General features: G+C 73.6%; 14 protein-coding genes. 4 read left to right on the forward strand and 10 right to left on the reverse strand.

Going from position 1 to position 13,090, the window contains the following annotated elements; all coding sequences use genetic code 11:
- Positions 1-373: 373 nt before the first annotated feature.
- The 7 genes from DEI93_RS14555 to DEI93_RS14585 form a co-directional block, all read right to left on the reverse strand.
- Positions 374-1,285, reverse strand: coding sequence for a nucleotidyltransferase family protein (locus DEI93_RS14555; protein ID WP_111119989.1), 912 nt, complete (start codon positions 1,283-1,285; stop codon positions 374-376).
- Positions 1,282-2,979: a tyrosine-protein kinase domain-containing protein gene (locus tag DEI93_RS14560; protein ID WP_111119990.1), complete on the reverse strand. Its 1,698-nt coding sequence runs from the start codon at positions 2,977-2,979 to the stop codon at positions 1,282-1,284. The genes DEI93_RS14555 and DEI93_RS14560 overlap by 4 nt, the downstream gene beginning before the upstream one ends.
- Before the next feature lie 141 nt (positions 2,980-3,120).
- On the reverse strand, positions 3,121-4,173 hold the full coding sequence (locus DEI93_RS14565) for a glycosyltransferase family 2 protein (RefSeq protein WP_111119991.1): 1,053 nt from the start codon (positions 4,171-4,173) through the stop codon (positions 3,121-3,123).
- Positions 4,170-4,964 carry a WecB/TagA/CpsF family glycosyltransferase gene (locus DEI93_RS14570; RefSeq protein WP_111010685.1) on the reverse strand — a complete coding sequence of 265 codons (795 nt, stop codon included), beginning with the start codon at positions 4,962-4,964 and terminating at the stop codon, positions 4,170-4,172. The genes DEI93_RS14565 and DEI93_RS14570 overlap by 4 nt, the downstream gene beginning before the upstream one ends.
- The gene (locus DEI93_RS14575) at positions 4,964-6,430 is read right to left on the reverse strand and encodes a sugar transferase (RefSeq protein ID WP_181436065.1); all 1,467 of its coding nucleotides are present in this window, start codon (positions 6,428-6,430) and stop codon (positions 4,964-4,966) included. Before DEI93_RS14575 ends, DEI93_RS14570 begins: the two co-directional genes overlap by 1 nt.
- Position 6,431: 1 nt before the next feature.
- Positions 6,432-7,427 carry an LCP family protein gene (locus DEI93_RS14580; protein ID WP_111119992.1) on the reverse strand — a complete coding sequence of 332 codons (996 nt, stop codon included), beginning with the start codon at positions 7,425-7,427 and terminating at the stop codon, positions 6,432-6,434.
- The gene (locus DEI93_RS14585; protein WP_111119993.1) at positions 7,420-8,043 is read right to left on the reverse strand and encodes an arsenate reductase/protein-tyrosine-phosphatase family protein; all 624 of its coding nucleotides are present in this window, start codon (positions 8,041-8,043) and stop codon (positions 7,420-7,422) included. The genes DEI93_RS14580 and DEI93_RS14585 overlap by 8 nt, the downstream gene beginning before the upstream one ends.
- A gap of 259 nt (positions 8,044-8,302) precedes the next feature.
- Here DEI93_RS14585 and DEI93_RS14590 point away from each other — a divergent pair, with 259 nt between their 5' ends.
- Positions 8,303-8,749 (forward strand): PqqD family protein, encoded by a 447-nt coding sequence (locus tag DEI93_RS14590; protein ID WP_111010682.1) that lies wholly within the window; start codon positions 8,303-8,305, stop codon positions 8,747-8,749.
- Here DEI93_RS14590 and DEI93_RS14595 read toward each other — a convergent pair.
- From DEI93_RS14595 to DEI93_RS14605, 3 genes are read right to left on the reverse strand one after another with little or no spacing between them, the layout of a single operon-like run.
- A complete protein-coding gene (locus DEI93_RS14595; protein ID WP_111010681.1) occupies positions 8,703-9,296 on the reverse strand; it encodes a DUF3618 domain-containing protein in 594 nt (197 codons plus the stop codon). The two genes, DEI93_RS14590 and DEI93_RS14595, sit on opposite strands and share 47 nt — an antisense overlap.
- Complete coding sequence (locus DEI93_RS14600) at positions 9,293-9,787, reverse strand: phage holin family protein (protein ID WP_111025763.1); 495 nt, start codon at positions 9,785-9,787, stop codon at positions 9,293-9,295. The genes DEI93_RS14595 and DEI93_RS14600 overlap by 4 nt, the downstream gene beginning before the upstream one ends.
- On the reverse strand, positions 9,784-10,635 hold the full coding sequence (locus DEI93_RS14605) for a hypothetical protein (RefSeq protein WP_111071844.1): 852 nt from the start codon (positions 10,633-10,635) through the stop codon (positions 9,784-9,786). The genes DEI93_RS14600 and DEI93_RS14605 overlap by 4 nt, the downstream gene beginning before the upstream one ends.
- Before the next feature lie 373 nt (positions 10,636-11,008).
- On the opposite strand from DEI93_RS14605, the gene DEI93_RS14610 reads away from it, so the two are divergent.
- The 3 genes from DEI93_RS14610 to DEI93_RS14620 are packed head-to-tail and all read left to right on the forward strand — an operon-like array spanning position 11,009 to position 12,999.
- Entirely contained in the window at positions 11,009-11,890 is an 882-nt protein-coding gene (locus DEI93_RS14610) for a manganese catalase (protein WP_111010678.1), read from the forward strand.
- 59 nt (positions 11,891-11,949) lie between these two features.
- On the forward strand, positions 11,950-12,834 hold the full coding sequence (locus tag DEI93_RS14615; RefSeq protein ID WP_258372270.1) for a glycosyltransferase family 2 protein: 885 nt from the start codon (positions 11,950-11,952) through the stop codon (positions 12,832-12,834).
- Positions 12,835-12,876: 42 nt separating this feature from the next.
- Positions 12,877-12,999, forward strand: a complete 123-nt coding sequence (locus DEI93_RS14620; protein ID WP_258372265.1) for a hypothetical protein — start codon at positions 12,877-12,879, stop codon at positions 12,997-12,999.
- Positions 13,000-13,090: the final 91 nt, after the last annotated feature.

Here is a 13,090-nt window from a genome sequence, read left to right on the forward strand (position 1 = left end):
CCGTCCCCTGGCCGAGTCGCTCTGGGGCACCGGGTTCGGCAGCGAGACACGGCTGTTCGCCGACCACCTCATCGAGACGACGTACGGGCTGCAGGTGGTGGACGACCTCCCGGTGTACCTGCTCGGCACCACCGGCGTCGTCGGCCTGGCCGTGTTCCTCGCCGTGGTCGTCGTCGTGGCCGTCCGGGCGGACGCGCAGGGCCGGGCCCTCGTCCTGCTCTGGTTCGGGATGGGGTTCTCGTTCGACCTCCTCGTGTGGTTGCAGGCCGGGATCCTCCTGACGTTCACGTTCGCGTTGCCCCGCCTCGACCGTGCCGACGGGCCGGGCGGAGGCGGCCTGGAGACGGTGCCCGAGCAGGCCGGCGCCGGACCGTCAGCCGCGGTCCCGCGCGCGTCGGGCCTCCCGGGCCGCGGACGGCAGGAACCGCACGCCACGCCACAGTCGGCGGGCGTAGGCCGCGAGCAGGCCGAAGCGGTCGAGCCCTCCGAGTCCCCGTTTCTCCAGCGTCTCCCGTGGTGGGAGCAGGGCGACCCGGACCACGCGGAGTCGCTCGCGCCACGGCGCCTCGACGACCGCGAGCAGCCGCCGCGCGTGGGGTGACGACGCGGCCGTCAGCAGGCGCCACCGCAGGTCGGGCACACCCCAGTCGTCGAGCTCGATGCCGAACGCGTCGGTGAGGAACGGCCGCGCCGCGGGCACCGCGCCGAGCGCGCGGGCCGCGTCGAGGACGGTCGGCGCGAGCAGGGCCGGGTTCCCGTCGCCGGCCGTCCGCTCGACGAGGTGCGCGTACTCCTCCGCGTGACGGGGGACGGTGATGCTCCGGAGGCAGTGCAGCGCCTGCACGAGGACCGCCTCGGGCAGGTCCGGGACCGGGACGGACGCCCCGGCGACGACGAGCGTGCACCGGGTCCTCCAGAGCCGGGCGAACACCGCGTCGGTGTCCGTCCCGAAGCCCGGGAACCGGTCGTGCACGTCCAGGTCGCAGCTCCACCCGCTGCGGAACAGGGTGACGGAGTGGCGGCTGAACGTCACGTCGTCGGCGTCCGCGGGCCGTCGGCGCCACCCACGGCGCTCGAGCTCGGCGGTCATCACCGGAACGCCGCGCGGTGGCACGAGGACGTCGACGTCCGCCGGGACCCGGTGTCGGTCCTGGAGGCCGTGGTGCTGAGCGCCGAGACCCTTGAGGACCAGGAACGGGACACCGGCGACGGCCGCGGCGTCCGCCACGACGGCGTGCGCCAGCTCGACGGTGGCACGCGCGTCCAGCCGTGCTGCGGCCGTCACGGCCGGGTGTCGTCGGTCCCGCCGACCGCGGCCGCCCGCCGCCGGCTCCGCCGCGAGGGGAGCTCGAGGGACGGATCGTACGGGGACACCACGGGCGAGCGTGGGACCGAGACGTCCCGGTCGGGCAGGGAGGGCGTGAGCCGGGACCCGCCGGAGGCGCGGGCCCCGCGGGCTGCGCGCGCTTCCGCGTCGCCGTCCGTGCCGTGTTCCGCGCCGCCGTCCGTGCCGGGAGCGGGCTCCGACCCGTCGTCGTCCCCCGCGTAGTACGCGCCGCCGTAGTAGCCGTAGTCGCGCGCGTCCTGCCCGCGCGTCGGGACCCGGTTGAGCACCGCACCCAGCACGGTCCCCCCACCCCGGGCCACGAGCTGCAGCGCCCGTCCGAGCTGGTCGATCGTGGTGCCCTGCGCCGAGACCGTCACCACGAGGCCGTCCGCACCGGCCGCGAGCACGACGGCGTCGGTGACGGCGAGGATCGGCGGCGCGTCGAGGACCACCGTCGCGTGTTCCCCGAGCGAGGCGAGGATGTCCCGGAACATCCGCGACCCGAGCAGCTCGCTCGGGTTCGGTGGAACGCGGCCGGACCCGACGATCCACAGGTTGCCGACGTCGTCGGTCTGTTGCATGACGTCGGCGAGGTCCGCGCGTCCGGACAGCACGTCGGTGAGGCCCGCGCCCCGGGCCACGCCGAAGACCGCCGACAGCACGGGTCGCCGGAGATCGCAGTCGATGAGCACGACCCGCCCGGTGGACGTCACGGCGAGGGACCGGGCGAGGTTCGCCGCGATCGTCGACTTGCCGTCGCCCGGGAGCGGACTCGTGACGACGAGGACCTTCGGGCGCTCGTCGACGTGGACGTAGGACAGGTTCGTGCGCAGCTCGCGGAGGGCCTCGGACGTCGCGAAGTTGACCCGTCGCTCCTCGGGCGTGCGGTTCGGCAGGGCGTCGACGAGTTGCCGGTGGTCGGTCAGGGCTGGATTGAGCGGGATGGTCCCGAGCACGGGGACACCGAACGCGGCCTCGATCGCGGCGGCCGAGCGGATGCGCCGGTCGAGGGCCTGCCGCACGAGGACGTACACCGACGCCAGGAGCAGGCCGACGAGCACCCCGAGCGTCACCGCCGCGCGCACGTCCGGCGACGTCGGCGACGTCGGGACGGTGGCGGAGGCCAACGGGACGAGCTTCGTCGTCGCCGAGGCGAGTGCCTCCCCCGACGACTGGATCGCGGCGATCTGCCGCCCCATGCCCGCGATCCACGCGTCGGCGAGGTCGGCGGACTCGCGCGGGGTCGCGCCGCTCGCGGTGACGTCGATGATCGCCGTGCCCTCCGGCAGGCGGGTCTGCACGCGGCCGAGCAGCTCCTGCGGAGATGCACTGGTGCCGGTCGCCCGGACCACCCGTTTCGCGACCGCCAGCGAACCACCGAGCTCGACGTACGTCTCGGCCTGGGACTTCGACAACTGGTCGGCGGCGTAGTCGAGGTTGGCGTCGCCGTTGCCCGCGACCCGCACGAAACCGGAGGCCTCGGACGTGTACACCCGCGGTTGCGTGAGCGTCCACGCACCGGCCGCGGCGACGCAGGCCAGGACGATGAGCACCGCACCGAACCAGTACGTCCGGAACATGCGCACGTAGTCGGCCAGGGTCCGGGAGGTCCGCTCGTCGGGACGTGCGTCGGGACGTGCGTCGGGAGCCATGCGTGGTCCTCCGGGTCGTGGTCGGGGCGGGATCAGGGCAGTCTCCGTCCCGGCGTGCGTGGCCCGCCCGGGCGCACGCACGTTCCCGGCGATCGCCGGGCGGTGGGATCCCCCACGGCCTCACCCGCCACGGACACGGCCTCACCCGCCGGACCGTCCGGCCACCCGGGCGTCGTGCACCGCGAAGAGCAGGGGCAGCACGCCGACCACCAGGAGCGGTGCGACGCGGACCGCCCACATGAGGAGCCACACCGAGGTCGACCGCAGACGGACGCCACCGAGCCGACGACCGTGCAGGGCTCGTCGGGCGCGACGCACCCCGGCGCGCCGGACCGACCAGGGCGCGTGCTGGCGCCCCGGCGTGACGACGAGCGCGCGGCACCGGAACCAGCACGTGAACCAGGTCAGGAGCTCCTCGCGGCGTGCCGGGTCGGCGAGCGCCGGTGCGTCGACCGGCGCCACGGAGTCCGCGGCCGCGACGACGGCGGCGTGGGCGGCCTCCAGGGCGTCGAGCGCGGGGGTCCTGGACCGCGAGACCGAGCCGGGACGGTGGACCCAGTGGTAGAGCACGTCCGGGACGAACCGGACCCGTCGCGCGGCGGCGAGCACCGGGGCGAGACCCGCGACGTCGCTCTGCGACGGCAGGTGCGGGAAGGGGGCGTCCCCGAGGACCGAGCGGCGGACGAGCTTCGACCACAGGAAGCCGTCGATGGTGCCCTCGAGCAGCATGACGAGCGCCTCGGGACCGGTCGCGACGCGCGGCACGGGGACACCGTCGACGATCCGGCCGGGGCGGAGCGGGTCGGTGCGGAAGTCGGCCCGACACACGACGACGTCGACGTCGTCGGTCGCCGCGTCGAGGAGCCGCGTCGCTGCTCCGGGCTCCCACCGGTCGTCGTGGTCGACGAACCACACCCACGTACCGCGGGCGAGCCGGACCGCGCGGTTGCGGCTCGCGGCCACCCCGGAGTTCGTCGCGTTCTCGAGCACCTGCACGTCGGGGCGGTCGACCGCCCACCGACGGAGGCGCTCGGCGGTGCCGTCACCGGACCCGTCGTCGACCAGGACGAGCTCGACGCCCGCGGTGAGGAGGGCCGCGGCCCGGCCCAGGAACCCGTCGAGCAACCGACCGGGCCGGAACAGCGCGGCGACGACGGTCACGTCGGGCACGGCATCCGTGGGCCGAGCGCTCATGCCCGGTCCGGTCGACGCCCGCGTGCGGCCAGGAGCGACCGCGCGACCACGAGCAGGAACGCCGGGCCCCGGACCAGGTAGCGGTGAGCGAGGCGGCGCGGTTCCTGCAGCAGCCGCCACGACCACTCCAGACCGAGGCGTTGGACGAGCACGGGTGCACGGCGCCGGGCGCCGGCGGCGAAGTCGACCGCCGCGCCGGCGCCGACGTAGACCGCGTCGGGCAGTGCGTCCTCCCACCGCAGGAACCACGCCTCCTGCTTCGGCGACCCGAGGCAGAGGAAGACGACGTCGGGGCGGATCGCCCGGAGCCGCTCGACGACCGTGCCGCCGTCCTCGCCGCCCACGAGGTCCGGGAACGGCACGTCCTGGACGTCCGCGCCGGGGTGCTGCGTCCGGAGTCGCTCCGCCGCGCGGACGGCCGTGCCCGGTGCTCCACCGGTGACGACGATCCGCCACCCCCGCTCGGCGGAGGCCGCGCTGCACGCGACGAGGAGGTCCGCCCCGGTGACCCGGCGCACGGTGTGGTCGCCGAGCAGTCGCGCCAACGCGACGATCGGGAGGCCGTCGACCGTCCGGAGGTCCGCCCGCGCGTGCGCACGGCGCGCCGCCTCGTCGTTCCGCAGCACGAGCACCTGGTCGACGTTCGGTGTCGTCACGAGCGTCCGACCGGTACCCCGCCGCCGGTCGACCTCGTCGAGGAGGTCGCGCACGTCCCCCCGGAACAGCGGCTCGTCGGCGAGCAGGACGGCGTCGGGCGCGACCCGGAGGAGCGGTGTGCGTCCCGACGCCATCAGTAGGCTCCCCGTGCGCGGAGGACGGCACCGACCGTCCGGGCCAGGACGACCAGGTCGCCCATGAGGGACCAGTTCTCGACGTACAGGAGGTCGAGGTGGAGGCCGTCCTCCCACGGGAGGTCCGAGCGACCCCCGACCTGCCACGGGCCCGTCAGCCCCGGCTTCGTCAGGAGGCGTCGTCGTGCCCGGTCCCCGTACGTCGCCACCTCGGACGGCAGTGGTGGCCGCGGCCCCACGAGGCTCATGTGACCGAGCAGGACGTTGACGAGCTGTGGGACCTCGTCCACCGACCAGCGCCGGAGGAGGCGGCCGAGCCGGGTCACGCGCGGGTCGTCCCGCATCTTGAACAGCGGTCCGGAGCCGTGTTCGTTCTCGGCGCGGAGGTCGCCCTGCAGTCGGTCCGCGCCCGGCACCATCGTCCGGAACTTGACGATCGTGAACAGCCGTCCGCCCTGGCCGACGCGCTGCTGGGTGAAGAACGCGGGCCCCGGACTGTCGAGTCGTACCGCGAGGGCGACGAGCACGATGAAGGGCGCAGCGAGGACCAGCCCCAGGGCACTCGCCACGACGTCGAACGCCCGCTTCGCCACGTGCGGGAGGCCGGACCGCGGGGGCGGTTCGACGGCGATCAGGGCGTGCCCGGCGAGCGTGACCGTCTGGAGGCGCTGCGTCGCGACCGGTCCGACCTGCGGCGCCACGAGCAGCTGGACGCCGTCGGCCTCGAGGGCCCAGGAGAGCTCGCGCGCGAACTCGTCGCCGTGCCCGCCGACGACGAGCACCGCGTCCGGGCCGAGCTCGTCGACGAGCTGCTCGACGCGCGCGTGCAGCGCCTCGGGTCCGGCGCGGCGCGCACTCGCCCCGACGGGGCCGTCGGTGACCAACGTCCGGACGACGCGGAGCCCGGCACCCGGGTCGCGGTCGACCAGGTCACGGACGGCCGCCACCGAGTCGGACGGACCGATGACGAGCGTCGAGCGGCACATCCGGCCGCGCTCGCGCACACGACGGACCCACGCGCGCCAGGCCACCCGGTCGGCGACGAGCGCGACGAGGCCGAGCGGGACGGCCACGAGCAGGTACCCCCGCGAGATCTCCGTCTGCGTGATCGCGGAGGACACGGCGAGCACGAGCACGACGACGACCGTGGTGCGGGTGAGGTCGCGGAACGCGCCGGGTGACGACACGAAGCGGTCCTCGGGGGACCGCCCGGCCCGGACGACGAGGAGGAGGACGAACCACAGCCCCGACAGGAGCACCGAGAACTCGGTGTAGTCGAGCCCGACGAACCCGATCTGCACGCCGTTCCCGTCGAACCCGAACCGGAGGAACTGCGATCCGAGGGTCGCGGCGAGCAGACTCACGGCCTCGGTGGCGGCCATCGTCCGGGTCGGGAGCGGTGTCGCGGTGCCGGGCCGCGCCTCCCGGTGTCCGCCGACCGCGGCCGTCGCGATCGTGTGCGCCACGTCACCGCTCCTCGGTGTGGTGGTGGTCGACCCAGTCGCCGAGGGTGTCATGCCGCAGGGCGCTGCCGATCTCGGCGACCGCGGTCCGGTCCTGCAGCACGATCGACTGACCGTCCGCGCTCGTCCCGCTGCCGAGCGTCGGCAGCGTGAAGAAGGCCACGTCGTCCGGTCGGACCGATCGGAGTCGCCAGCCGATGCGCGCTGCGCGGGTGAACGTGAGGCCGCGGTCCACCGTCACGGACCGTCCCGTCGCACCGAGGAACGCCCGCACCCGGCCGAGGTCGTGCAGGCCGTCCCGGTCGGCCAGGCGGTCGAGGACACCGCGGAGGAACGACTGCTGGTTCCGGACGCGCTGGTGGTCCGCGTCGGGGAACGCGTACCGTTCGCGCACGAAGGCGAGCGCACGCTGCCCGGCCACGTGGTTGACGCCGGCGGTGAACCGGTAGCCCGGCATGTTGCGGCTCGTGAAGGCCTTGGGTGACACGACGTCGACACCACCGAGCGTCGACGACATGGCCGCGAACCCGGCGAAGTCGACGACCGCGACGTGGTCGATGCGGACGTCGAGGAGCGCCTCCACGGTGCGGATCGTCAGCGGGACCCCGCCGAGGGAGAACGCGGCGTTCACCTTGCCCTCGCCGTGCCCGGGGATCGGCACCCAGAGGTCGCGCATGATCGACATGACCTGGACGTCGTCGCCGTCGGCCGGGAGGTGGACGAGCATGAGCGTGTCCGAGCGCTGCCCGGTCGGACCGCCGCCCGCGATGTCGCCGAGGCGTCCGCGGGTGTCCGAGCCGATGAGCAGCACGTTCTCGGAGGCCCGGGACGCCGCCGGACGCTCCCCTCTCGGGAACGGGTCGGAGTCGAGGGTCCGGACGTCGGACCGGTACCCGGTCTGCACCAGCAGCACGACCGCGGCCGCCGCGACGAGCGGCAGCACGACGAGGATCACGACCGCGAACGACACCCGGCGCAGGACCCGCCGCCGCTCAGCCACGGGTCGCCGCCAGTGCGTCCGCGATCACCGTGACGGCGTCACCGAGTTGTGCCTCGAGCGCCCCGAGACGCGCTGGGTCCGGACCGACCGGGTCGATGAGATCGCGATCGCCGCCCTCCGCCGTCACCGCGGCCCGCAGGGAGCCCGCTCGCTGGAGGAGCCCCGCCGGGTCGAGCCCCCGTGCGCGGTGGTGACGCGCGATCGCCGCGAACTCGAGCACGGTGAACGTCCGGTTGAGCAGCGCCGGCACGCGCTCGAGCACGGCGACGGAGTGGGCCTCCTCGGCCGTGAGCACGAGTGTCGCACCCCGGAGCCGGGTCGCCTGGAGCGGTGACGCCCGATGGCCGGACGCGTCCAGCCCCCGGTCGCGCAACATGCGACGGACACCCGGCACCATCGCGCCGCGCTCGAGCACCCGCACCCCGCAGCTCGAGACCGCGAAGCGCCCGGGGGCCCGGGCGTCGAGCCCGGCCTGCAGCAGACGCTCGACGAGTGGTGAGCGCGCGAGGTTCGCCGCGCACACCACGACGACACGCGTCCGCCCGTCGCTCGGCTCGGGCGGCACGGCACGCTCCCACGGCGACGGCCGTGTGCATGTGGACGGCGGTGTGGTCATCGCGACGATCCCCTCCTCGATCGGGTCGGTCGCGGTGACCGTACGGTCACGACGCGGCTCGATCAGGGGCGTGCGCGATGGGCGTCCGGGAGGCCCGGCACCGGGTCACCCGTCAGTTCACGTCCCGCGGCCCGGGTGCCGTCGTCCGCTCACCGGAGCGGCCGTGATGAGGGTCCGGCGCGCGGACTCACCCCCCGGAGCGCGCCCACGGCTGACCGGGAGGTCGGCGCTAGCATGCGCAGCCGAGGAGGAGGTCCGCATGGACGACGACGAACGGACGGCAGGGCCGCCCCGTCGCTGGGTCCGCCGACGGGCGCGGGTCGCGGCGGTCGGCGACGCCGAGCGGGTGGTGGTCACCGATCCCGCGCGGTGCGACCTGCACGTGCTCGCCGGCACTGCTGCGGTCGTCTGGTCCGAGCTGGACGAGGGCACGACCGTCGAGGACGTGGCCACCCGGGTGGCGCGGTGGTACCCGGACGTCGACCCGGAGACGGTGGCGGGGCAGGTGGCGGCGTTCCTCGGGGAACTCGCCGCCGCGGGGCTCGTCGAGGTCGAGCCCGTCCCGGACACACGAACGGACCGGCCCGGGGCCGTGGTCGAGACCATCCGGTCTGACCACGGCACCCGGGCCGGTCCGTGGGGGTGGAGCGTCGGGACGACTACGCGTTCTGCACGTCGTCCTTGGCGCTCTGGGCGCTGTCCTTGACGTCCGAGGCCGAGGACTGCGCCTCGTCCTTGACCGTCGACGCGGCGTCCTGCGCCGTGCCCTTGAGGTCCTGCACGTGCTCCTGCGCGGTGTCCTTGAGGTCGGAGGCGATGTCCTGCCCCACGCCCTTGGCCTTGTCCACGAGCGGTGCGGCCTGGTCCTTCAGCTGGCCGGCGAGGTCCTCTTCCTTCGAGGAGGCCGGGATGAGGGACGAGGCGAGCCAGCCCGCGCCGAAGGCGATGAGGCCGACGGCGAGCGGGTTGCCCTTGGCCTTGCCGACGGCCGAACGGGCAGCGCCCTTGGCGGAGTCGGAGGCGCCCGAGACGGAGCCCGAGGCGCTGCTCGTGCCGGACTGGACCTTGCTCTTGGCGGCGTCGACCGTGCCCATCACGCTGTCGCGGACGGAGCCGATGCGCTCGCGCACCTTCTCGGTCTGGCGGTGGGCGATGGACGACGGGCTCACCTTGTCGGCGAGTGCATCGACGTCCGACCCGAGGTTGCCACGGGTGCGCTCGATCTCGGCGCGGATCTCGTCTGGGGTGCTCATGCGTTCCTCCCGTTGGTGTGCGGCTTGAGGGTGTCGGGGATCTCCTTGGCGGTCTCGACCGTCTGCGGGGCGCCCTGGATCTCCTTCATCGACTTGCGGCCCTGCATCGCGAGGATCGCGGCGATGATGCCGTAGATCACCGCGATGATGAGCGCCGACCAGGCGTTGTTCACGAGGAACCCGAGGGCCCACCACGCGGCGATGGAGATGAAGAGGAGGGCGAAGAGCGCGGTCAGACCGGCTCCACCGAACATCCCGGCGCCCTTGCCGGCCTTCTTCGCCGACTCGGTCAGCTCGGCCTTGGCGAGCGCGACCTCCTGGCGGAACAGGTTCGACAGGTCCTTCGAGACGTCCGTCAGCAGCTCGCCGAGCGGCGTCGAGGCGGCGCGCTCCTCGGCGGCTTCGTTCGGTCGTGATGCGGCGGTGGCGCCGGCGGTGTAGCCCGCTCCGGGCACACCGCCCGGCACGCCGCCCGGGGTGGTCTGGCTCATGCCACGCCTCCGGTGCCGTACCCGGCACCCGTGCCGCGATCGTACTCGGTCTCGACCGGGTCCGTCGTGCCGTACGCAGCGCCGGTCGTGCCGTAGTCCGTGTCGGTCGCGGTCGAGTAGGTGCTCGTCGACGTGGCGTCGTACGAGGACGAGTCGCCGCCGGTGGCGCCACCGAAGGCCTCGGCTTCCTTCTCGTGCTTGATCTCCGTCGTCAGCGCCTTGGTGAGGCGACCGGCGAGGATGCCCGCTCCGGCGGCGATGGCGATGAAGGTGCCCGGACGACGGGCCGCGAAGGAGCGGACCTCGTCGATCAGCGAGCCCGGGTCACGGCCTTCGAGGTAGCCCGCGACGCTGCCGGCGCGGTTCGAGAGGTCGCGGACGACCTTGCCCGCGATGCCGTCGTCGGCGTTCTCGGCCATCGACGAGAGCTGGTCGCTGATCGTGCGGAGTCCGCCGGCGGCGCGCTGCTGCTGCTGGCCCGCCTGGTCCTTGAGGCTCGACGTCGCCTGGCCGAGGAGTTCCTTGGCGTGGTCCGTGGCCTCCGAGGCGACTCGGGACGCCTGCTCCTTGGCGACGCCCGCGACCTGCGCGGCCGACTGCTTGGCGTCACCGGCGACGTTCTGGGCTGCGCCCTTGGCGGCGTCGGCCTTGCCGGAGCCGCCGGAGTCGCTCGCGCTGTCCGTTCCGTAGGACGGGACGTGGACGCCGGAGTAGGTGGTGTCCGTCGTGTCATCGACGACGAGCTCGTCGTCGATGAGGTCGTCGTCGGCGAGCGACCCGGTCGGCACGGCCCGGTCGTAGATCGGGGTGTCGTTCGGGATGTCGTTCTCCGGTGGGTATGTGCTCATGACGTTCCTTCCCTGTTCGCGGGTCCGGGAGGACAGGCGTCATCCCGGTCTGGCGTGTCACCCACCGTGCGCGTTCTCGCCTGGGAGCGTTCGGACTCCCAGGGGCGGACCAGGGAGGTTGTCCCCCGTTCTGGGTGTTCCAGACGACCTGGGGGCGGCCGGAGCACGCACCGTTCGTCCCCCGGACGCCCAGGTGGGCCTCGCTGACTCCCGGAAATCCGGACGGGAGGGCCGGGGCGGGGCCGCACCGCACCTCCCGTCCGAGGGGGACAACCTGCATGGGTGGCGAGGGAACGCGGCCTACGGTCCAGACCACGCGTCGTGAGCGCCGGGACCCGCCCGGCACCGACGCGAGCTGAAGGAGAGACACAGGATGTACTTCCACAAGCAGGAATTGCAGTTCAAGTCCACGCCGAGCAAGCCCGACGCCGTCTACGCACGCAAGCTGCAGGAGGTCCTCGGTGGCCAGTACGGCGAGATCTCGGTCGCGCTGCAGTACCAGTTCCAGGCCTGGAACATGCACATCCCCGGCAAGTACCGGGACCTCGTCTTCGGGATCGGCGCCGAGGAGCTCGGTCACGTCGAGATGCTCGCGACGATGATCGCCCAGCTGCTCGAGAAGGCCCCGCTCGGCATCACCAAGGAGGCCGTGCAGGACGACCCGACCGTCGCCGCCGTCATCGGAGGCATGGACGTCCAGCACGCGATCGTCGCCGGTGCCGGCGCGCGCCCCGTCGACAGCAACGGGAACCCGTGGCAGGGCTCGTACATCACGGCGAGTGGCAACCTCCTCGCCGACTTCACGGCGAACGAGAACGCGGAGATGCAGGGACGCATCCAGGCCGCCCGGCTCTACCACATGACGGACGACCACGGGATCCGCGACCTGCTGTCGTTCCTCATCGCGCGCGACACCATGCACCAGAACATGTGGGCGACCGCCGCCGCCGAACTCCGCGAAGAGGGCTACGAGGACTTCCCGGTCCCGAGCAACTTCGCGCAGAAGAAGGAGGACCAGGAGGTCAACTACCAGTACCTCAACTTCTCCGACGGCGCTGCCGCGGCCGAGGGACGCTGGGCGAGCGGCCCCTCGTTCGACGGCAAGGGCGAGTACACCTACCACGACGGGCCCACCACCTCGGTGCCGATGCCCCCGCCCACGCTGGTCGACGCCCGCTACTACGGCACCACCCCGACCCCGAACAAGGTCGAGCAGAAGGCCGCCCTGTCGCAGGACCGGCGAAACAAGGAGTGACGCGCTCCGGCGGCCGACGCCGCCGCCGTGACGGGGACCACCGTCGACCTCACGTGTCGATGGTGGTCCCCGTCCTCGAAGACGCCTCCGTGCTCCGACGGTGCCTCGCGTCCGTCGCGGTGCAGACCGTGCCCGTCGACGAGGTCATCGTCGTCGACAACGGCAGCACCGACGACAGCGTCGCCGTCGCCCTCGCGGCCGGTGCCACCGTGCTCCACGAGCCGGTCCGGGGGATCGCGGCGGCCGCGGCACGCGGGTACGACGCGGCCTCCGGCGACGTGATCGCCCGCGTCGACGCGGACTCGGTGCTGCCGTCCGACTGGGTCGACCGTGCGCTCCGGGCCTTCGAGGACCCGCGCGTGGTCGCGGTGACCGGACCAGGGCGGTTCCGGGACCTCGGCCCGATCCCGCGCGCGTTCTGGCAGCTCGCGTACATGCGGGCGTACTTCGTGCTCATGTGGCTCGCGCTCGCACGACCGCCGGTCTTCGGCTCGAACACCGCGTTCACGCGCGCGGCCTGGACCCGCGTGTCCGCACGCGTGGAGCGTCGTGACCCGGCGCTCCACGACGACGTCGACCTGAGCCTCCACCTCGACCCGGCATGGCGCGTCGTCGTCGATCCGGGGTTGCGCGCCGAGATCTCGAGCGACCCGCTGCGGGACCGCCGCGGGCTGGTGGTCCGCACGCGCAAGGCGCTCCATACGCTCGGGTCACACGGCCGCGCCGGACTCCCCTGGTACCGGTGGTTCCGGCGCGGGTTCACGATGCTCCGCGCACCCGCGGTCCCGAGCCGCGCGGTCGGGTGGCCGGGCTCGCCAGTCGCCGCTGGTCAGACCCCCTCGGTTCCTGGCCTCCCTGAGCACGAGCCGAGACTGCGGGGCACCGACACCACTCCGGGCCATGATCGGGATGGTGACGCGGCCCCCACGGCCGCGTCGCAGTGACCCTCGACGGGCACACGTCCCGTCACACGGAAGGAGGCCGACATGGCCCGCACGACATCGGAAGCCGGCGGCGAGGACGAGGCGGACGCCACCACGCACGGTGGCATGGACGCGCCCTCGCAGGCCGAGGGTGAGGACCCGGACGAGGACTCGCCCACGATCTGACCGAGCACAGTACGAGGCCCCGGGTGCGGACGGATCCGGGGCCTCGGCTGTGTAGGTCCGGGTTGATCCCGCGATCGAACGGGGACTGCTG

Source organism: Curtobacterium sp. MCBD17_035 (assembly GCF_003234815.2).
Classification (GTDB): Bacteria; Actinomycetota; Actinomycetes; order Actinomycetales; family Microbacteriaceae; genus Curtobacterium.